Source organism: Thalassomonas actiniarum (genome assembly GCF_000948975.2).
Lineage (GTDB): Bacteria > Pseudomonadota > Gammaproteobacteria > Enterobacterales > Alteromonadaceae > Thalassomonas > Thalassomonas actiniarum.
In genome coordinates, this window is the sequence record NZ_CP059735.1 from 2,683,842 (window position 1) to 2,702,520 (window position 18,679).

The 18,679-nt window shown below is 47.8% G+C and carries 17 protein-coding genes; 13 read left to right on the plus strand and 4 right to left on the minus strand.

Going from position 1 to position 18,679, the window contains the following annotated elements; genetic code table 11:
* Together SG35_RS11625 and SG35_RS11630 are read right to left on the minus strand one after the other, a co-directional pair.
* The gene (locus SG35_RS11625) at positions 1-678 is read right to left on the minus strand and encodes an NAD(P)H-binding protein (protein WP_044831520.1); all 678 of its coding nucleotides are present in this window, start codon (positions 676-678) and stop codon (positions 1-3) included.
* A 34-nt stretch (positions 679-712) separates the two neighbouring features.
* Positions 713-1,093, minus strand: a complete 381-nt coding sequence (locus SG35_RS11630; RefSeq protein WP_044831521.1) for a hypothetical protein — start codon at positions 1,091-1,093, stop codon at positions 713-715.
* Positions 1,094-1,212: 119 nt separating this feature from the next.
* On the opposite strand from SG35_RS11630, the gene SG35_RS11635 reads away from it, so the two are divergent.
* Both SG35_RS11635 and SG35_RS11640 read left to right on the plus strand, forming a co-directional pair.
* The gene (locus SG35_RS11635; RefSeq protein ID WP_053042857.1) at positions 1,213-1,917 is read left to right on the plus strand and encodes a hypothetical protein; all 705 of its coding nucleotides are present in this window, start codon (positions 1,213-1,215) and stop codon (positions 1,915-1,917) included.
* A gap of 46 nt (positions 1,918-1,963) precedes the next feature.
* Complete coding sequence (locus SG35_RS11640) at positions 1,964-2,761, plus strand: M48 family metallopeptidase (RefSeq protein ID WP_044831522.1); 798 nt, start codon at positions 1,964-1,966, stop codon at positions 2,759-2,761.
* Positions 2,762-2,841: 80 nt separating this feature from the next.
* On the opposite strand, the gene SG35_RS11645 is transcribed toward SG35_RS11640, so the two are convergent.
* A complete protein-coding gene (locus tag SG35_RS11645) occupies positions 2,842-4,176 on the minus strand; it encodes a Na+/H+ antiporter NhaC family protein (RefSeq protein WP_201777762.1) in 1,335 nt (444 codons plus the stop codon).
* Between the two features lie 288 nt (positions 4,177-4,464).
* Between SG35_RS11645 and SG35_RS11650 the strand changes: the two genes are divergently transcribed.
* The 7 genes from SG35_RS11650 to greA all read left to right on the plus strand — a co-directional run bounded on the left by SG35_RS11650 (position 4,465) and on the right by greA (position 12,935).
* The gene (locus tag SG35_RS11650; protein WP_044831523.1) at positions 4,465-5,391 is read left to right on the plus strand and encodes a ketopantoate reductase family protein; all 927 of its coding nucleotides are present in this window, start codon (positions 4,465-4,467) and stop codon (positions 5,389-5,391) included.
* Positions 5,392-5,547: 156 nt separating this feature from the next.
* A complete protein-coding gene (locus tag SG35_RS11655; protein WP_044831524.1) occupies positions 5,548-6,171 on the plus strand; it encodes a BamJ family beta-barrel-assembly machinery protein in 624 nt (207 codons plus the stop codon).
* 181 nt (positions 6,172-6,352) lie between these two features.
* Positions 6,353-6,775: a hypothetical protein gene (locus SG35_RS11660; protein ID WP_274055436.1), complete on the plus strand. Its 423-nt coding sequence runs from the start codon at positions 6,353-6,355 to the stop codon at positions 6,773-6,775.
* Positions 6,776-6,786: 11 nt separating this feature from the next.
* On the plus strand, positions 6,787-7,596 hold the full coding sequence (dapB, locus tag SG35_RS11665) for a 4-hydroxy-tetrahydrodipicolinate reductase (RefSeq protein ID WP_084692560.1): 810 nt from the start codon (positions 6,787-6,789) through the stop codon (positions 7,594-7,596).
* A gap of 335 nt (positions 7,597-7,931) precedes the next feature.
* Entirely contained in the window at positions 7,932-9,062 is a 1,131-nt protein-coding gene (gene carA / locus SG35_RS11670) for a glutamine-hydrolyzing carbamoyl-phosphate synthase small subunit (RefSeq protein WP_044831527.1), read from the plus strand.
* A 45-nt stretch (positions 9,063-9,107) separates the two neighbouring features.
* Positions 9,108-12,326 (plus strand): carbamoyl-phosphate synthase large subunit, encoded by a 3,219-nt coding sequence (carB, locus tag SG35_RS11675; RefSeq protein WP_044831528.1) that lies wholly within the window; start codon positions 9,108-9,110, stop codon positions 12,324-12,326.
* A gap of 132 nt (positions 12,327-12,458) precedes the next feature.
* Positions 12,459-12,935 carry a transcription elongation factor GreA gene (greA, locus tag SG35_RS11680; RefSeq protein ID WP_044831529.1) on the plus strand — a complete coding sequence of 159 codons (477 nt, stop codon included), beginning with the start codon at positions 12,459-12,461 and terminating at the stop codon, positions 12,933-12,935.
* 131 nt (positions 12,936-13,066) lie between these two features.
* On the opposite strand, the gene yhbY is transcribed toward greA, so the two are convergent.
* On the minus strand, positions 13,067-13,363 hold the full coding sequence (gene yhbY / locus SG35_RS11685) for a ribosome assembly RNA-binding protein YhbY (RefSeq protein WP_044831530.1): 297 nt from the start codon (positions 13,361-13,363) through the stop codon (positions 13,067-13,069).
* Positions 13,364-13,459: 96 nt separating this feature from the next.
* Between yhbY and rlmE the strand changes: the two genes are divergently transcribed.
* The 4 genes from rlmE (at position 13,460) to glmM (ending at position 18,590) form a co-directional block, all read left to right on the plus strand.
* Positions 13,460-14,089: a 23S rRNA (uridine(2552)-2'-O)-methyltransferase RlmE gene (gene rlmE, locus SG35_RS11690; RefSeq protein WP_044831531.1), complete on the plus strand. Its 630-nt coding sequence runs from the start codon at positions 13,460-13,462 to the stop codon at positions 14,087-14,089.
* A gap of 57 nt (positions 14,090-14,146) precedes the next feature.
* Entirely contained in the window at positions 14,147-16,081 is a 1,935-nt protein-coding gene (ftsH, locus tag SG35_RS11695) for an ATP-dependent zinc metalloprotease FtsH (RefSeq protein WP_044831532.1), read from the plus strand.
* A 318-nt stretch (positions 16,082-16,399) separates the two neighbouring features.
* Positions 16,400-17,179, plus strand: coding sequence for a dihydropteroate synthase (gene folP, locus SG35_RS11700; RefSeq protein ID WP_084692562.1), 780 nt, complete (start codon positions 16,400-16,402; stop codon positions 17,177-17,179).
* Positions 17,180-17,252: 73 nt separating this feature from the next.
* Positions 17,253-18,590 (plus strand): phosphoglucosamine mutase, encoded by a 1,338-nt coding sequence (glmM, locus tag SG35_RS11705; protein WP_044831534.1) that lies wholly within the window; start codon positions 17,253-17,255, stop codon positions 18,588-18,590.
* The last annotated feature ends 89 nt before the right edge of the window (positions 18,591-18,679 follow it).

The window sequence follows — 18,679 nt, forward strand, 5'->3', positions numbered from 1 at the left end:
TTATCCTTCATTTTGTGCCAGGCGGATAAGTTCGTGACAAGGCAGGGTTGTTATCTGTTGATTGTTCTCTTGCCTGCTGATGCTCAACATGGCTTTTGCCAACTGCTTGGCGGCAATGGGCTGGTATTGTTGCAGCGGCCCGATAAAAAGAAAGTTGAGATATTTTGTTAAGCCGGCGGCAACAGACTCTCCCAAACGGAAACTGTCTCTTTGCCCCCGTAATAAACTGGGACGGCAGATAACCAGGGCCATGGCGGAAGCCTGGCAGATGTCTTTGAGGCTTTTTTCCATTTGTCCCTTACAACGGCTGTAAAAATTGGCTGATTCGCTGTTGGCGCCGACGGAGCTGATCACAATAAACTTGTTCGCCCGGGCATTTGCTGCCAGTTGTGCGCACTGCCTTACCAGGTGGACATCTACCGCCTGAAAAACGGCTTTTGAACCGGCGGTTTTTATGGTTGTGCCCAGACAGCAAAAAATACGTTCAACGGCAAAGAGCTCATGGTATTGGTCAATTGCGCCAAAATCGATCTGGTGTTGTGTAACCTTAGGATGGCTAATAGTAAGCGGCTTACGCACCAGCAGGGTTATTTGCCGGATCTCCTCATCTGCAATAAGCTCGGCTAACAAAGCCTGTCCCGTGAGTCCGCTTGCCCCTAAAATCATGGCTGAGGTCATAGTCTTCCTTTTGTTTGTAGGTTCTGTCGGGATGTTAAAAGAGGGTTATACCATTAACCGATAAGACTGCGTAAATAAAACTTAGGGTCGGCAGCGGCAGCAGCAGGGCAAAGAGTAAGGTTTCACACCATTCGATCACTCGGTAGAGCCGAAACCAATACCGGGTTCTGGCGCTGTCCGAAGGTAATATCTGGAAAAAAAAGATAAAAGATGCCAGCACCAGCGCTTGCAGTGCGGAAAATAAAATAAACAGCGCCACCCATACCAGAAAGTTGGGGGTCGCGAATTTGATCTGGGCCTGGAGCATTAAAAACAGGATAAAGGCAAACAGGCTCCAGGCTAATAAACGCCAGCGCAGGGGAGACAGGGAGCTTGCCGCCAGGTGGAAAGATTCAGGTGTAAACCAGTACTTCATATCAAACTCTGAACTAAATGCATGTCAGTATGATAACATTGAGGAACAGGAACTCAATATGGATACTGACATTAGTATCCGTTGCAAATTCGTAGTGATAAAAGCAGTGATAAGTAACAATGAATCAAACCCCTAAGACTATTTTACCTTCCGTACTGTTTGGCTGTTATCTGCTGGCATCGGGCCATGTTTTCGCACTTGCCGAACAAGCTGATAGCGGGAACAAGACTTTCCCTGTGGAAAAAGCCCCGGTATTAGAGCGTATCAAAAAGCAGCAAGCCTCCGGGCTTTTGACACCAGCATCAAGCAAGCGTTTATCAGAAAAAAGCGCTGCTAATGTGCAAAAAACTCTCCGCGTTATGCCGGAAAAACTCACCGACAGCAGTGGCCTGGTTTATCTGGGGGCTAAGGTCAGTGAAGCGGATTTAGCCCCGTACCTGGCAGAGCTCAAACAAGAACTGGCAGATGATTTTGCCCTGTTCAGGCAAAACCAGGGAAAAAGGGATCATTTCTCCTTTCATATGACCTTGATTAACCCTTATGAATACCAAAACCTGGAGATCAATCCCGAGCAATTAAAGCAGCCGCTGACTGTGCAGTTGCTGGGGCTGGGCCGGGTTTCTGCCGGCAAGAAAACCACTTATTATGTGGTGGCACAGTCACCTGACGGACAGTTTTTCAGACAAAAACAATTATTGCCGCCAAAAGACTTTCATGTCACTTTAGGTTTTGATCCCCAGGATGTATACGGGGTCAGTAAAGGCGTTGAAACCTTGCTCAGGGGCGCAGAACTTAATCAGGACTCGAAAGTGCTAACCAGGTAAGTTATTTTTAAGAATACAGAATTGCTAAACAGATATTGGAAATACCATGAAATTTAAACTCTCTTTATGCGCGCTGCTGATTGCGCTCAACGGCTGTAGTACTTCTTCTACCGGACGTAACCAGCTGATGCTGATCTCTCCCAATCAGCTTAATGAAATGGGGATTTCTTCTTTTGAACAGATGAAGGAAAAGGAAAAAATCAGCCAGGATAAGGCCACCAATGCCTATGTGCAGTGTGTTGCCGATGCCATTACCAAAAACGTGCCCAAATCGGCCCATGACGGTGAATGGGAAGTGGTGGTGTTTGATGCCGATCAGGTTAATGCTTTTGCCTTGCCCGGCGGTAAGATAGGGGTTTATACCGGTATCTTGAAGGTGGCTGAAAACCAGCAGCAGTTAGCGGCCATTATCGGCCATGAAGTTGGCCATGTGATTGAAAATCATTCCAATGAGCGGCTATCGTCGAACCAGCTTTCGCAAGCGGGACTGAATTTGGCCAATGCCGCGCTTGAAAGTCAGAATATCGCCGCCCGTGATACCCTGATGGCTGGGTTGGGGCTCGGGGTGCAGTACGGTATTTTAATGCCCTATGGCCGTACCCATGAAAGTGAAGCGGATATTGTCGGCCAGGATCTGATGGCGCGCTCGGGTTTTGACCCCAAAGCCAGCATTGACCTTTGGCACAATATGGCAAAAACCAGCAAAAATGCGCCGCCGGAATTTCTGTCGACCCATCCGTCGAACCAGACCCGGATCCAGGATTTAACCGCCCATTTGCCAAAGGCTTTACCCCTTTATAATAAGGCAGCCGCCAAACCTGATTGTAAAAAACCGAGAAAATAAGCTGCTTGTCGGTTAAATAAAAAGCCCGGGAGAGAGATATCTCCCGGGCTTTTTGGTTTTTAACCAGTATTGTTTTGCGGTTAGCGGGTTAACCGGTAGAAGGCAATGCTTGCCACCACCAGCAAAATCATCGGGTAAAAGGAGTACACCACCAGCTCAAGCGGTGAAATACCTAAACTTGCCCCCAACAGCAGCGCCTGGGCGCCATAAGGTAATAATCCCTGGTTGATACAGGCAAAAATATCCAGCAGGCTGGCAGATTGTGCCGGGGTCAACTGGCCGTCGTCGGCGAGCGCTTTGGCGGTTTCACCTGAAACTATGATAGAAACGGTATTATTGGCGGTGAAAAAGTTACTGCTAAAGGCCAGGCTGGCGATGCCAAGGCCGGCGGCGCGTTTGTCATTGCTCGGGCTGATTTTTGCGGCCAGTTTTTCCAAGCCCCGGGTGAGGGCGCTTAAGCCTCCCTGGTGGCGTACCAATTCACTTAAACCGCCGATAAACAGTGAGAGGATAAAGATATCCTGCATACTGGCAAAGCCTTTCTGAATATCGCTTACCCAGCTGCCCAGCTGATAGTCATGGGTGATCATGCCGATAACCGCCGCCAAAATAATCCCCAGCGTCAGTACCAGGAAGACATTGACCCCGGACAGGGCTAACGCCAGGATCACCACATAAGGCAGCAGGCCGAGTAACTGGCTGTCATCGCTGCCCTGATAATTCACCACATCGCCGAGTAAGGCGAAAATGACCACAGCGATGATGCCGGCGGGCAGGGCAAACTTGAAATTGACCTTAAACTTGTCTTTCATATGGGCACCCTGGCTGCGGGTGGAGGCTATCGTGGTATCGGAGATGATCGATAGGTTATCACCAAAAATAGCGCCGGAAAGAATACAGCCTGCCACCAGGGCGGCGTCAAGTTGCGCCGAATCGATGAAACCGGCAGCTATGGGAGCAATGGCCCCTATGGTGCCCATGGAAGTCCCCATGGCGGTGGATAAAAACGCCGCCACGAGGAATAACCCGGGCAATAACAGATAATCGGGGAAAACCGCCAGCCCCAGCTGTACACTGGCATCTACGCTGCCGGTAGCCTTGGCGACCGTACCAAAGGCGCCGGCGAGCAGGTAGATAACACACATGGTAATGATATTCTGGTGACCTGCGCCGGAGATGAACTGGTTTATCTGCTCATTGATGCTGTCTTTACCGAGAAAAATCGCCAGTATGATCGCCGGAATGATGGCAATACTGGCGGGCAACTGATAAAAGGCATAATCCACCCCTTGCAGGGTTAATACGACCCCTGTGCCTAAAAACAACCCGAGAAAGACGCCAAAGGGCATCAGGCTGAGCAAATTTTTTGCTGAAGTGTTATTTTCCGTCATTAAGGCTTCTCTGCTATTGTTCATTTTTTGTTTTGACCCGGCCGTTTGTTCATCCATTAATTGCTAGTTTCTGACCATAAAGCAATTTGGCTAAATGTCTATCCTTCTTTAACTAAAGGCGGGCATTATAGAAACATATCAAGCATTGTCAATCTAGATGTTTAGATGGCCATTTGTTTTCTTTATGCTCAGGCAGCGAATGTTTACCGTTATTTTTATATTGGGAAATGAAAGCTGAATTCGCAATTGCAACACAGATCTCTTACTATGATTAAGTCATCAATGGCAAGAGAAACAGTTAAAGGAAGAAAAATGCGTATTGTGTTTGTTGGTTGTGGGGCCGTCGGCGGCTATTTTGGTGCCCGATTGCTGCAAAGCGGAGAAGACGTAACTTTTATTGCCAGAAATCATCAGCTTGCTGCGTTAAAGCAACAGGGGCTCACCATAAAAAGTATTGCCGGCGATGCCTGTATTACTGATATTCAGGTGATGGATAAGCCGGACGCCGGTTTTAAAGCCGATATTATTTTTGTAACGGTGAAAACCTTTCAGTTGGCGGGGGCACTCCCGGCTATTAAAAGTATGCTGGCCCCCCATACCCGGGTGATCCCTTTACTTAACGGCATCAGTGCTGCGAAAAACCTGATGGAAGGCGGCATTGCCAAACAACATATCCTTGGCGGCCTGGCAAAGATCATTGCCAAGGTCAGTGAGCCCGGGGTGATTAATCATACCGGTGCGACCCCGCATATTACCCTGGGTTTATTTCATGATAGCGAGGCCTCAGAGCAAACGGTAGTAAACGATCTGGCACAAAGGTTGAAAAAAGCCGGCATAAGTACCGGCCTTAGCCGCAATATCGAGTTGGCGTTATGGCGAAAATATTTATTCGTTGCCGCCTGGGGAGCCCTGGCCTGTGTCGCGCGGGTACCTGTCGGACCGCTTCGGGAAAACTCAGGCACCCGGGCAGTGTTGATCAAGTTAATGCAGGAATACCGGGCCATTGCCAACAGTTTGAGGGTGGAGATCAATCAGCAAATTGTCGATGAAACCCTGGCCTTTATCGATCAGTTACCCGAGCAGAGTGAAACCTCGATGCAACGGGATATTGCCAGCCAAACCCCCAGTGAATTTGATGCCTTAGTGACAGATGCCCTTAATCTGGCCCGGGAGCAGGGCCTGGATGTGCCGAGATTATCTTTTTGTCATGCAATATTAGCCTTGCAGTTGGGGCAGTAAACCCGCTTTATTATTTTATCGTTTAAAAGATCCCCGCTGAATTTTTAAATTCAGCGGGGCCGGGTAATTAAATCAAAAATTCTCTGCTGCCGGGCTACTGTCGCCGCTGACTTTATGCTATCCTTGCGCGCAATTTTACAGGAAGAAGAATCGATTATGTCTGAAAACAAATTTGAGTCTATTGAAGAACGTGTCAGTTACGGTGTTGGCCGCCAGTTAGGTGATCAGTTACGCAACAACCCTTTTAAAGATTTTGACGTAACTGCTGTTCAAGCAGGTCTTGCCGATGCATTAGCCAACGCCAAGAGCCAGGTATCTGATGAAGCATTAAATGAAGCCTTCTCTATTGTTTCTAAAAAAATGCAAGAGCAGGAAATGGCCGAAGCGAAAGAAAAAGCTGCCGAAGGCGAAGCTTTCTTAGTTGAAAATGCCAAGCGTGAAGAAGTTACCGTAACTGAGTCTGGCTTACAGTATGAAGTACTGGCAACCGGTGAAGGCGAAAAGCCAACCGCACAAAGCACGGTACGTACTCATTACCACGGTACTTTCATTGACGGTCAGGTATTTGACAGCTCTTATGATCGTGGCCAGCCGGCTGAGTTCCCTGTTGGCGGCGTTATTGCCGGCTGGACTGAAGCCCTGCAAATGATGACCGAAGGTTCTAAGTGGCGTTTATTCGTTCCTTACAACCTGGCTTACGGTGAGCGCGGCTCACAAGGTGCTATCCCACCGTACGCGACTTTAGTCTTCGACGTTGAGTTACTAGCCGTCGTCAGCTAATCGTTTTATTTTTTTAAGCCGGGATTTCCCGGCTTTTTTATGTCTGGGATGTACGGTATGCCATGATCACATGGATGTCAAAGAATGGCTATGTCCGGTACTTAACCTAATACAAAGCCCGGTACATAAATAAGCATTTTAATTTTTCAACAGGGTACTATCAGCGCAAATGGAAAAACCAGTGCATACGGAAAAACTTCAGACTTTCTTCCAAACCTACCGTAAAGGCTTTTTAGACTATGATGTGCAGGCCATCGAAAAATGTTATCAGTGGCCTTGTACCCTTAATACCCCGGATAAATGTGTTTATATCGAAAACCTTGATGATTTAGCACGTGAATTTGATGAAATATTTTTACAGCTCAAGCAGGCAGACACCCAAGATATCCAGGCGCTCAAAGCGAGTTTTACCCCGTTAAGTGAAAACTTACTGCTGGCCTGTGTCGACTGGCAGTTTATTAATAGCAAAAGCCAGGTCTTCACCGACTTCAGCGCTATCTACCATATAATGATATCCGGTGAGGAGTTTAAAATTATCAATGTGATCTCGCATGATATCAGTAACTCCCTTGCTTTAAGCCAACCCTTTTTGATTGAACAATAAGTAGAATGATTATGACAGTAAAAGTTGCCGTTTTAGGCTGCAGTGGCCGCATGGGCCGTAATCTGATCGAAGCTTCGGTCGAGCACGAAGCCATTGAGCTGGTCGGGGGCACCGTCCGGGAAAGCTCGAGTTTTGTTAATTTTGATTTAGGTGAGCTGGCGGGGATCGGCGCCATCGGCTTAAAGACTTCCACCAGTTTGGCGGCACTGGCCGATGCCGATGTTTTTATCGACTTTACTTCCATTGAATCGACATTGGAAAACATCAACTGGTGCCGGCAAAACAACAAAGCCCTGGTCATAGGCACCACGGGATTTAGCGATGCCCAGGTGGAAACCATTAAAGCCGCAGGAAAGGATATTGCCCTGGTGCTGGCCCCCAATACCAGTGTCGGTGTTAACCTGCTATTTAAGCTGCTTGAAATTACTGCCAAGGCCATAGGCGACTATACTGATATAGAAATTTCTGAGGCGCACCACAGGTTCAAAAAAGATGCCCCTTCCGGTACCGCGGTCAAAATGGGCCAGGTAATTGCCGAGACTTTAGGCCGGGATTTAAATGAATGTGCTGTTTATGGCCGTGAAGGCATCATGGAGGAAAGGGATCAAAAGACCATAGGTTTTGCTACCGTCAGGGCCGGCGATATCGTCGGCGAGCACACGGCACTTTTTGCCGATCTGGGAGAGCGTTTGGAAATCAGCCATAAAGCCAGCTCGCGCATGACCTTTGCCTTAGGCGCTATGAGGGCCTGTACCTGGGTGGCCCAGGCTAAACCCGGATTTTACGATATGCAGGATGTGCTGGGATTAAAAGGCCTGTAACTGCTCAGAGAAAGTATTATTGGCACTTTGAATGTAACGCGGTTTTAACAGACTTGTTAATGGCTTTTTTGAAAGGCTTTTCACAGGCCTTTTTTTAAGCGCAATACAGATAAGTGCCACTTTTAGCTGCTTTAGTTGAATTTTAAGTTAAAAGTGTTTTTTCTCTATATTTTCTGGACAAGCGAAACACAAGAGCGTAACATATGCGGAATTTGTCAAAAATTAATAAACTAGCGTTGTTTTGACAGGTTTTGTACATGTAATTTTAACGATTAATGCCGGGTTAAGTCTGGCTTACCGGTATTAATTATCTTTTCTTCTTTACGGAGGTTAAATTGACTAAATCTGCCATTTTAGTGCTTGAAGACGGCACTGTATTTAAAGGCACCGCCATTGGTGCACAAGGGGCCGCAGTCGGTGAAGTGGTATTTAATACTTCAATGACAGGCTATCAGGAAATTCTTACCGACCCCTCATACGCAGAGCAAATCGTAACCCTCACGTACCCCCATATAGGCAATACCGGCACCAACAGCGAAGATGAAGAATCCAACGCTATCTGGGCCAAAGGATTAGTGATCCGCGACTTACCGCTACTTGCCAGTAATTTTAGAAACGAAGAAAATTTGAGCAGCTACCTTAAGCGCCATAATATCTTAGGTATTGCCGATATCGATACCCGTAAATTGACCCGGATATTACGGGAGAAAGGTGCGCAAAACGGCTGTATTCTTGCCGGTGATAATCTGGATGAAGCCCAGGCGTTAAAGCAGGCGCAGGAATTTCCGGGCCTTAAAGGCATGGACCTGGCAAAAGTTGTCTCCACCAAGGAGCAATATAGCTGGAGTGAAGGCAGCTGGCAGTTAGGTCAGGGGCATGTCACGCCAGAAAATAGCGAGTTTCATGTGGTTGCTTATGATTTTGGTGCCAAACGCAATATTTTACGTATGTTGGTTGACCGCGGCTGTAAGCTTACCGTGGTACCGGCACAAACCCCGGCAGCAGATGTTTTGGCGATGAATCCTGACGGGATCTTTTTATCGAACGGCCCGGGCGACCCTGAGCCTTGCGATTATGCCATTACTGCCATTAAGTCTTTCCTGGAAACCGATATTCCTGTTTTTGGCATTTGTTTAGGGCACCAGCTACTGGGCCTTGCCAGCGGCGCAAGCACAGTAAAAATGAAATTTGGCCATCACGGCGCCAACCATCCGGTAAAAGACATGGATCGCGATGTGGTGATGATCACCAGCCAGAACCATGGTTTTGCCGTGGATGAGCAAAATATGCCTGCCAATCTGAAAGTGACGCATAAATCGTTGTTTGACGGCTCTTTGCAGGGGATACACCGCACCGACAAGCCGGCCTTCAGTTTCCAGGGACATCCGGAAGCTAGCCCGGGACCAACGGATGCTGCGCCGTTATTCGATCACTTCATCGATTTAATTAAAAAAAGTAAAGCTTAATCATCACTCACAGCGTAAAGAAGATAATCAGAGAGTAGAGAAACAATGCCAAAACGTACTGACATCAAAAGTATCTTAATCTTAGGCGCCGGCCCTATCGTTATCGGTCAGGCTTGTGAGTTTGACTATTCGGGCGCCCAGGCCTGTAAAGCATTACGTGAAGAAGGTTACCGGGTTGTCCTGGTAAACTCCAACCCAGCCACCATCATGACAGACCCGGAGATGGCGGACGCTACCTATATCGAGCCTATCCACTGGGAAGTGGTGAGCAAGATCATTGAGAAAGAACGTCCCGATGCCGTGCTGCCGACCATGGGCGGACAAACCGCGCTAAACTGTGCCCTGGATCTGGAAAAACACGGGGTATTGGAAAAATTTAATGTCGAAATGATCGGTGCTACCGCCGACGCCATCGACAAGGCGGAAGACCGCAGCCGTTTCGATAAGGCGATGAAAAAAATCGGTTTGGAAACGCCAAGAGCTGAAATTGTTCACTCTATGGCCGAGGCCAATGAAACCATTAAACGCATCGGTTTCCCTTGTATTATCCGTCCTTCCTTTACCATGGGCGGCACCGGTGGCGGTATTGCCTACAACCGTGAAGAATTCGATGAAATTTGTGTGCGCGGGTTAGACCTGTCGCCGACCAATGAGCTGTTAATCGATGAGTCTTTGATCGGCTGGAAAGAATATGAAATGGAAGTGGTGCGGGATAAAAATGATAACTGTATCATTATCTGCTCCATCGAAAACTTCGACCCTATGGGTATCCACACCGGTGATTCGATCACCGTTGCTCCGGCGCAAACCCTGACCGATAAAGAATATCAAATCATGCGTAACGCCTCACTGGCGGTACTGCGTGAAATCGGCGTTGAAACCGGCGGCTCTAACGTTCAGTTCGGTGTTTGTCCGGATACCGGGCGTATGGTCATTATCGAAATGAACCCGCGGGTATCGCGCTCTTCGGCGCTGGCGTCAAAAGCGACCGGTTTCCCGATTGCTAAAATTGCTGCCAAGTTAGCCGTAGGTTACACCTTAGACGAGTTGTCCAACGACATCACCGGCGGCGCGACCCCGGCGTCATTCGAACCGACTATCGATTACGTGGTCACGAAAATTCCACGTTTTAACTTCGAAAAATTCGTCGGCGCAGAAGACCGACTGACCACACAAATGAAATCTGTTGGTGAAGTCATGGCGATAGGCCGTAACCAGCAAGAGTCAATGCAAAAAGCCCTGCGCGGCCTGGAAGTCGGCGTCAGCGGTTTTGATCCTCTGGTGGATGTGACTAAGCCGGGCGCAAAAACCAAGATCATGCACGAGCTGCAGGAAGCGGGCGCCGAGCGTATCTGGTACGTGGCCGATGCCTTCCGTTTAGGGCTAAGCATTGAAGATGTCTTTAGAGCCACTAAGATCGACCGCTGGTTCCTGGTACAGATTGAAGATTTGATCTTACAGGAGCAGAAAGTCGAGCAGGGCGGTATGGCAGGTCTTACCCCTGATTACCTTAAGCAGTTAAAACGTAAAGGTTTTGCCGATAGCCGCCTTGCCAGTATCTTAGGGGTCAGTGAAGCGGAAATCCGTAAGAAACGTCACCAGGCAGAAATCTTCCCGGTTTATAAGCGTGTTGATACCTGTGCCGCCGAATTTAGCTCAGATACCGCTTACATGTATTCGAGCTATGATGAAGAGTGTGAAGCCAACCCGACCGATAATGACAAGATCATGATCATCGGCGGTGGCCCTAACCGTATCGGCCAGGGTATCGAATTCGATTACTGTTGTGTACATGCGGCATTGGCCCTGCGTGAAGACGGCTTTGAAACCATCATGGTTAACTGTAACCCGGAAACCGTCTCTACCGATTACGATACCTCGGACCGTTTATATTTCGAGTCGGTAACCTTTGAAGATGTCCTGGAAATCGTCCGGGTTGAAAAACCTAAAGGGGTTATCGTGCAATACGGTGGTCAAACGCCGCTTAAATTAGCCCGTGCCTTGGAAGCCGCCGGTGTGCCGATTATCGGTACTTCACCGGATGCTATTGACCGCGCCGAAGACCGTGAGCGCTTCCAGCAAGCGGTTGACCGTTTAGGTTTATTACAGCCGGAAAATGCCACGGTAACGTCATTAGAAGAAGCCGTGGTTCAGGCAAAAGTTATCGGTTTCCCGCTAGTCGTTCGTCCTTCTTATGTATTAGGCGGCCGTGCAATGGAAATTGTTTATGACGAAGCTGACCTGCGCCGTTATATGACGGATGCGGTGAGTGTTTCCAATGACTCGCCGATATTGCTGGATCACTTCCTTGATGATGCCATCGAAGTGGATATTGATGCCATCTGTGACGGTGAAACCGTAGTGATCGGCGGTATCATGCAGCACATTGAACAAGCCGGTGTTCACTCGGGTGACTCTGCCTGTTCATTACCTGCCTACAGCCTGCCGCAGGAAATCCAGGATGTGATGCGCGAGCAAGTAACCAAGCTGGCATTCGAATTAGGCGTTAACGGCTTAATGAATACCCAGATGGCGGTAAAAGACGGCAAGGTTTACCTGATTGAAGTGAACCCGCGTGCCGCCCGTACCGTACCTTTTGTTTCTAAAGCGACCGGTGTGCCTCTGGCTAAAGTGGCTGCGCGCGTTATGTCTGGTAAGAAATTAGCCGATCTGGGTGTTACCGAAGAAACCGTACCACCGTTTTTTTCGGTAAAAGAAGTGGTGATGCCGTTTAACAAGTTCCACGGCAGTGATCCGCTGGTTGGCCCTGAAATGCGCTCTACCGGTGAAGTGATGGGGGTAGGGAATACCTTTGAGGAAGCCTATGCCAAAGCCAACTTAGGTGCCGGTGTTTCCGTGCCTAAATCAGGCCGTGCGTTAATTTCCGTACGTGACAGTGATAAAGAGCGCGTGGTTGAACTGGCCAAACAGCTGGTTGATTTGGGCTACAAGCTTGACTCTACCCACGGCACCGCAGTGATCTTAGGTGAAGCGGATATTCCTACCCGTTTGGTGAACAAAGTACACGAAGGCCGTCCGCATATTCTTGATAGAATTAAAAACGACGAATATAGTTATATCATTAATACCACAGAAGGCCGCAAAGCGATTGAAGATTCTAAAATGCTTCGCAGCGCAGCGCTGAGGTATAAAGTGGCTTATACTACCACCTTAAATGCGGCATTTGCTGCCTGTATGGCACATGCGGCAGATGATAGAAATATTGTTACTTCCATTCAGGAGTTGCATCAAAGGTGTCAGTAAGGTAAAAAATTAGGTATCATAGATACCATAATTTACGTGATACCAGTTAAAGGTGGCATTTTACGTTAAGTAAAAAGCCACCTTTACTTTTTTAAGAACAACTTTTTGAGTAAAAAAAGATAAAGGTCAACAATGAATAACTTTCCAATGACATTAGCGGGTGCAGATGCCTTACGTGATGAATTGCACCATCTTAAAACCGTTAAACGCCCTGAAATTGTTAATGCTATCGCAGAAGCCCGTGAACACGGTGATTTGAAAGAAAATGCCGAATATCATGCGGCCCGTGAGCAGCAAGGTTTTTGCGAAGGCCGTATTCAGGATATTGAAGGTAAACTGGGTAATGCCCAAATTATCGATGTTACCAAATTGCCCAATAACGGTAAGGTCATTTTCGGTTCAACCGTGACTTTGCTTAATATCGACACCGATGAAGAAGTCAGTTACCAAATCGTCGGCGATGATGAATCTAACATCAAAGAGCGTCGTATCTCGGTAAACTCCCCGATTGCCCGTGCTTTAGTGGGCAAAATGGTAGACTCGGAAGTGGAAGTGACCACGCCGGGCGGTGTCGTTGAATATGAAATTGTCGCGGTTGATCATATTTAACCTTAAGGCATAAAAAAAGGCACAGTGATGTGCCTTTTTTGTGTTCAGGATGAACGGTATGTCACGGGTTCATGGATGAACAGGCGTGACGATACAGCTTATGCCCGTAACTTATGCCAGGAGGGCAAGCGTTAAAGTTTCGGAATATGGATTTTCTTTTCTTCAGATTGACGGTAGATGATCAGGGTTTTTCCGATCACCTGAACTTTAGTAGCCAGGGTTTCACGGCAGATGGCATCAACGATCAGCCCTTTGTTTTCGCGATCATCGGTAGGAATTTTAACTTTGATAAGTTCATGGTGGTTAAGTGCATAATCAATTTCAGCAACTACGGCTTCTGTCAGTCCATTACTGCCAAGTAAAACAACAGGTTTTAATGAGTGGGCAAGGCCTTTTAAGTGCTGGATTTGTTTTTTATTTAAGTTCATTAACAATTTTCGTTACAAGTTAGCTTGAATTAACACTATTTTACCTCCATCTTGTCTGTAATACTAATAAAAGTACCTGTTGGGTAAACAGAATTAATGAGTAAAAAGAAATTAACCGTCAGCAGTGCCCGCTGGATGCAAGAACATTTTGACGATGAATACGTTAAAAAAGCGCAGAAATTGGGGTTACGCTCGCGAGCGGTGTTTAAAATTGAAGAGATTAACAATAAGGATAAATTGATCCGTCCCGGCATGAAAGTGGTGGATTTAGGCGCGGCTCCCGGTGGCTGGTCTGAATATGCCGTTAAAGCCGTGGGGGAGAGTGGCCAGGTGGTGGCCTGTGATATTTTATCTATGGACCCCATTGCCGGTGTCGACTTTTTACAGGGGGATTTTCGAGAAGAAGCTGTGCTTGATGCGCTGCTGACCCGCATAGACGGCAAAAATATCGACGTGGTCATGTCGGATATGGCCGCCAATATGACGGGCAATGATGTTGCCGATGCCGCCCGAAACATGTATTTAGTGGAGTTAGCACTGGATATGTGTCACCAGGTTTTGAAAAAAAATGGCGCTTTTGTGGTCAAGGTTTTTCAGGGCGAAGGTTTTGAACAGTTTATGAAAGATGTACGCGCAGCCTTTAGCGTGGTGAAAACACGGAAGCCGGAATCGTCCCGTGCCAGGTCAAAAGAAGTTTATCTGGTAGCGACCGGCTTTAAATTGTAGTAAATTAATAGGAATGAATGGTCGCACCATTGTTAAGAGTAACAAGAGGTTGTTAAGTTGAGCGATATGGCAAAAAATCTTATTTTATGGTTAGTAATTGCAGTTGTGTTAATGTCTGTGTTCCAGAGTTTTACTCCGGGCAACAGCAATGAACACCAGGTGAGTTATACACGGTTTGTCAATGACCTGCGTCAGGGACAAGTACGTGATGTAACAGTGGATCGCAGCGGAGTTATCAAGGGCAGCAAGCGTAGCGGCGAAAGTTTCGTCACTATGGTGCCGGGTGGCTACGATAAAGATCTGATCAATGACCTGGTAAAACAGGGCGTTGAGTCAACAGGGGAGATGCCGGAAGAGCCCAGCATAATCACATCTATTTTCATTTCCTGGTTCCCGATGTTACTGCTTATCGGTGTCTGGATCTTCTTTATGCGCCAGATGCAGGGCGGTGGCGGCAAGGGCGCCATGTCTTTCGGTAAGAGCAAGGCGCGTTTGTTAAGTGAAGATCAGATCAAAACCACGTTTTCTGATGTTGCCGGTTGTGATGAAGCCAAAGAAGAAGTGGCGGAGCTGGTAGATTACTTAAAAGACCCGTCTAAATTCCAGAAACTTGGTGGTCGTATCCCATCGGGTGTCTTGATGGTGGGTCAGCCGGGTACAGGTAAAACCTTACTGGCAAAAGCCATTGCCGGTGAAGCTAAAGTACCGTTTTTCACGATTTCCGGTTCGGATTTCGTGGAAATGTTTGTCGGTGTCGGTGCCTCCCGGGTACGTGACATGTTCGAACAGGCAAAAAAATCTGCTCCTTGTATCATCTTTATCGATGAAATCGATGCCGTAGGTCGCCAGCGTGGCGCAGGTTTAGGCGGCGGACATGACGAACGCGAACAAACCCTGAACCAGATGCTGGTTGAAATGGACGGCTTTGAAGGTAATGAAGGGGTTATCGTGATTGCCGCGACTAACCGTCCTGATGTACTTGACCCTGCGTTATTACGTCCAGGTCGTTTTGACCGTCAGGTGACTGTTGGTCTGCCGGATATTCGCGGCCGTGAACAAATCCTGAAAGTGCATATGCGTAAAATTCCTCTGGGCGATGACGTTAAGGCGTCAGTAATTGCCCGTGGTACCCCGGGATTCTCCGGTGCTGATTTGGCTAACCTGGTAAACGAAGCTGCTTTGTTTGCCGCACGTGCATCGCGCCGTGTGGTCCGTATGGCGGAATTTGACCAGGCCAAAGATAAGATCATGATGGGGGCGGAGCGCCGCTCTATGGTGATGGATGAAGCGGAAAAAGAAATGACCGCATACCATGAAGCCGGTCACGCCATTGTTGGCCGTGTAGTGCCGGATCATGATCCTGTTTATAAGGTGAGCATTATTCCTCGCGGCCGTGCCTTAGGTGTAACTATGTACCTGCCGGAGCAGGACAGGTTCAGTCACAGCAAGCAATTTTTAGAAAGTCAGATTTCTTCTTTATACGGTGGCCGTATCGCCGAAGAGTTGATTTATGGTGCCGATAAAGTCTCTACCGGGGCGTCAAACGATATTGAACGCGCTACCGATATCGCCCGTAAGATGGTTACCCAGTGGGGCTTGTCCGATAAAATGGGACCTATGCTTTATGCCGAAGAAGAAGGTGAAGTATTCCTTGGCCGTACTTCTTCCAAGTCTATGCACATGTCGGATGAAACCGCGAAAGCGATTGATGTTGAAATTAAAGACTTTGTTAACCGTAACTATGAGCGTGCAGAGAAGATCTTGAAAGAACACATGGATATCCTGCATGCCATGAAAGATGCGTTGATGCTTTATGAAACCATCGATGCCAAGCAAATTGATGATCTGATGGCGCGTCGTGATGTGCGTCCACCGGCTGATTTTGACGGTAACAGTTCAGGCAGCAACTCAGATGATGACTCTTCAAAGAAGGATAGCAACCAAAAGGTTGAGCCTGATTTAAGAAATCCGAGCGATATGCCGGCGGAATAACTCCGGTTGTACTGAATAAAAGCAAATAAGCTAAGCCCCGCTTGTCGAAAGATAAGCGGGGCTTTTTTGTGTATCCCTGCCTGTCTGACAACTCTCTTTACATTACCTGCCGGTAGCTTATTTACTGTTACCTTAACGTTTTCATCATCGCTGTTATCTGCTGTAATGTTTTTCCATGACTTTTTATCAGCAAAGCACGTATAATCCCCCGATAACAAAAACATCAGTGAAGAGAACTTAATTGTGCCCCCGACTTCATCCAGCGCGGCTTCTTTAGCCTGCGGCAGCCAGAGTTTGGATTTATCCACGCCCCAGGTGATGGGAATTTTAAATGTAACCCCTGACTCTTTTTCTGACGGCAGCCGTTTTAATTCGATTGATGCCGCCCTGCAGCAAACCGAGCAAATGATCTCCGACGGCGCTACTATTATTGATATCGGCGGAGAGTCCACCCGTCCCGGCGCCGATGATGTCAGTGAAGCCGATGAATTATCCCGGGTGATCCCCGTGCTCAAAGCGGTAAAACAAAGGTTTGATATTATTGTTTCCGTCGACACCTCCAAGGCGGCGGTGATGGCTGAAGCAATTGAGCAAGGGGCGGGATTAATCAATGATGTTTGCGCCCTGCAAAATGAGCATTGCCTGTCGGTAATGGCCCAGAGCAATATACCGGTTTGCCTGATGCATATGCAGGGCAAACCAAGGACTATGCAGGCAAATCCGCAATATGATGATGTGATTGGAGATATCAAATATTTTTTCCAACAGCGCATTAACGCCTGTGAGCAGGCCGGTATTGCCAAAGAGCGCCTGGTGCTCGACCCGGGTTTTGGCTTTGGGAAAACTCTGGAGCAAAACTATCATTTGCTGGCCCACTTCGGTGATTTTCAAAGCTTTGGTTTGCCACTGTTGGCCGGATTATCGCGCAAGTCCATGATAGGAAATTTATTAAAGCGTGAAGTGGATGAACGCCTGGCGGGCAGTTTAGCCACGGCTGTGCTGGCTGCCCAAAAAGGGGCGGGCATTATCCGGGTACACGATGTCAAAGAAACCGTGGATGCCCTGGCAATATTACAAGCATGTCATTTGTATGCCTGACGTTTTAGCTGCTAAAGCAACAAAGATTTAAACCGTAAAGAATAAAGAAAGAATCAAAACAGGATAAAAAATTATGTCTAACAGAAGATATTTTGGTACCGACGGTGTCAGGGGATTAGTGGGAAAATACCCCATTTCACCGGAATTTGTGATGAAGCTGGGGTATTCTGCCGGTAAAGTATTGGCAGCCCAGGGCACCAAAAAAGTGCTGATCGGTAAAGACACCCGTATTTCCGGTTATATGCTGGAGTCGGCGCTTGAAGCCGGTTTTTCTGCCGCAGGTATCGATATCGGTCTGCTCGGGCCTATGCCGACACCGGCGATTGCCTATCTAACAAAAACCTTCCGCGCCGAAGCCGGTATCGTGATCAGTGCCTCCCATAACCCTTATTATGATAACGGCATAAAATTCTTTTCACAGGACGGGCAGAAGTTACCCGACGAGGTGGAGCTGGCGATAGAAGCCGAGCTTGATAAAGAAATGTCCTGTGTCGACTCACATTTATTGGGTAAGGCCAACCGTATCGACGATGCCGCCGGCCGCTACATTGAATTTTGTAAAAGCAACTTCCCGAGCCAGATGTCATTAAAAGGCTTAAAAATAGTGGTCGATTGTGCCCATGGCGCCACTTACCATATTGCTCCGAACGTGTTCCGTGAACTTGGCGCCCAAGTTATTGAAATAGGCACTAGCCCCAACGGCACCAATATCAATGACGGCTGCGGCGCCACTTCTATGGACATGATCAGCAAGGCGGTTGTTGAGCATGAAGCGGATTTAGGTATTGCCCTTGACGGTGACGGTGATCGCTTGATGATGGTTGACCATACCGGTTATGTGGTTGACGGCGATGAAATAGTCTATGTGATTGCCTGTAACGATCTCAAAAGTGGTAATATCCGCGGCGGTGTAGTCGGTACTTTAATGAGTAACATGGGACTGGAAATTGCCCTGGCCGATATGGGCGTACCTTTTGCCCGCAGTAAAGTCGGCGATCGCTATGTCATGGAAATGCTGGTACAAAACGGCTGGCAGCTGGGGGCGGAAAATTCCGGCCACATTATTAATCTCAAGCACACCTCCACAGGTGACGGCATTATTGCCGCTTTGAATGTACTTACCGCTATTTGTAGTAACGGTAAAACATTACATGAGCTACGCCAGGGCATGACTAAACTGCCGCAGGTGCTGGTAAATGTCCGCTTTTCCGGTGACAGTGACCCGTTAAAAGCCGAAGCGGTTGTAGCGGCGGTGCATGTGGTTAATGAAAAACTTACCGGGCGCGGGCGGGTATTGCTGCGTAAGTCTGGTACCGAGCCGCTGATCCGGGTGATGGTAGAAGGGCCGGAACTTGAAGAAGTAACCGAGCTGGCGAATAATATCGCAGATGCGGTAAAATCAGCCTGCTAATATTCGCCAACGGTTGAAATCTAGGCAAACGGAAAAGATATTAAGTTAAAAGCTTGTATCTTTTCTTTAGGTTAGTTAATATCACGCCG

Coding starts and splice junctions, on each gene's coding strand:
- SG35_RS11625 (WP_044831520.1), bottom strand. CDS start 678: ATGACCTCAGCCATGATTTTAGGGGCAAGCGGACTCACGGGACAGGCT.
- SG35_RS11630 (WP_044831521.1), bottom strand. CDS start 1,093: ATGAAGTACTGGTTTACACCTGAATCTTTCCACCTGGCGGCAAGCTCC.
- SG35_RS11635 (WP_053042857.1), top strand. CDS start 1,213: ATGAATCAAACCCCTAAGACTATTTTACCTTCCGTACTGTTTGGCTGT.
- SG35_RS11640 (WP_044831522.1), top strand. CDS start 1,964: ATGAAATTTAAACTCTCTTTATGCGCGCTGCTGATTGCGCTCAACGGC.
- SG35_RS11645 (WP_201777762.1), bottom strand. CDS start 4,176: ATGAACAATAGCAGAGAAGCCTTAATGACGGAAAATAACACTTCAGCA.
- SG35_RS11650 (WP_044831523.1), top strand. CDS start 4,465: ATGCGTATTGTGTTTGTTGGTTGTGGGGCCGTCGGCGGCTATTTTGGT.
- SG35_RS11655 (WP_044831524.1), top strand. CDS start 5,548: ATGTCTGAAAACAAATTTGAGTCTATTGAAGAACGTGTCAGTTACGGT.
- dapB (WP_084692560.1), top strand. CDS start 6,787: ATGACAGTAAAAGTTGCCGTTTTAGGCTGCAGTGGCCGCATGGGCCGT.
- carB (WP_044831528.1), top strand. CDS start 9,108: ATGCCAAAACGTACTGACATCAAAAGTATCTTAATCTTAGGCGCCGGC.
- greA (WP_044831529.1), top strand. CDS start 12,459: ATGAATAACTTTCCAATGACATTAGCGGGTGCAGATGCCTTACGTGAT.
- yhbY (WP_044831530.1), bottom strand. CDS start 13,363: ATGAACTTAAATAAAAAACAAATCCAGCACTTAAAAGGCCTTGCCCAC.
- rlmE (WP_044831531.1), top strand. CDS start 13,460: ATGAGTAAAAAGAAATTAACCGTCAGCAGTGCCCGCTGGATGCAAGAA.
- folP (WP_084692562.1), top strand. CDS start 16,400: ATGGGAATTTTAAATGTAACCCCTGACTCTTTTTCTGACGGCAGCCGT.
- glmM (WP_044831534.1), top strand. CDS start 17,253: ATGTCTAACAGAAGATATTTTGGTACCGACGGTGTCAGGGGATTAGTG.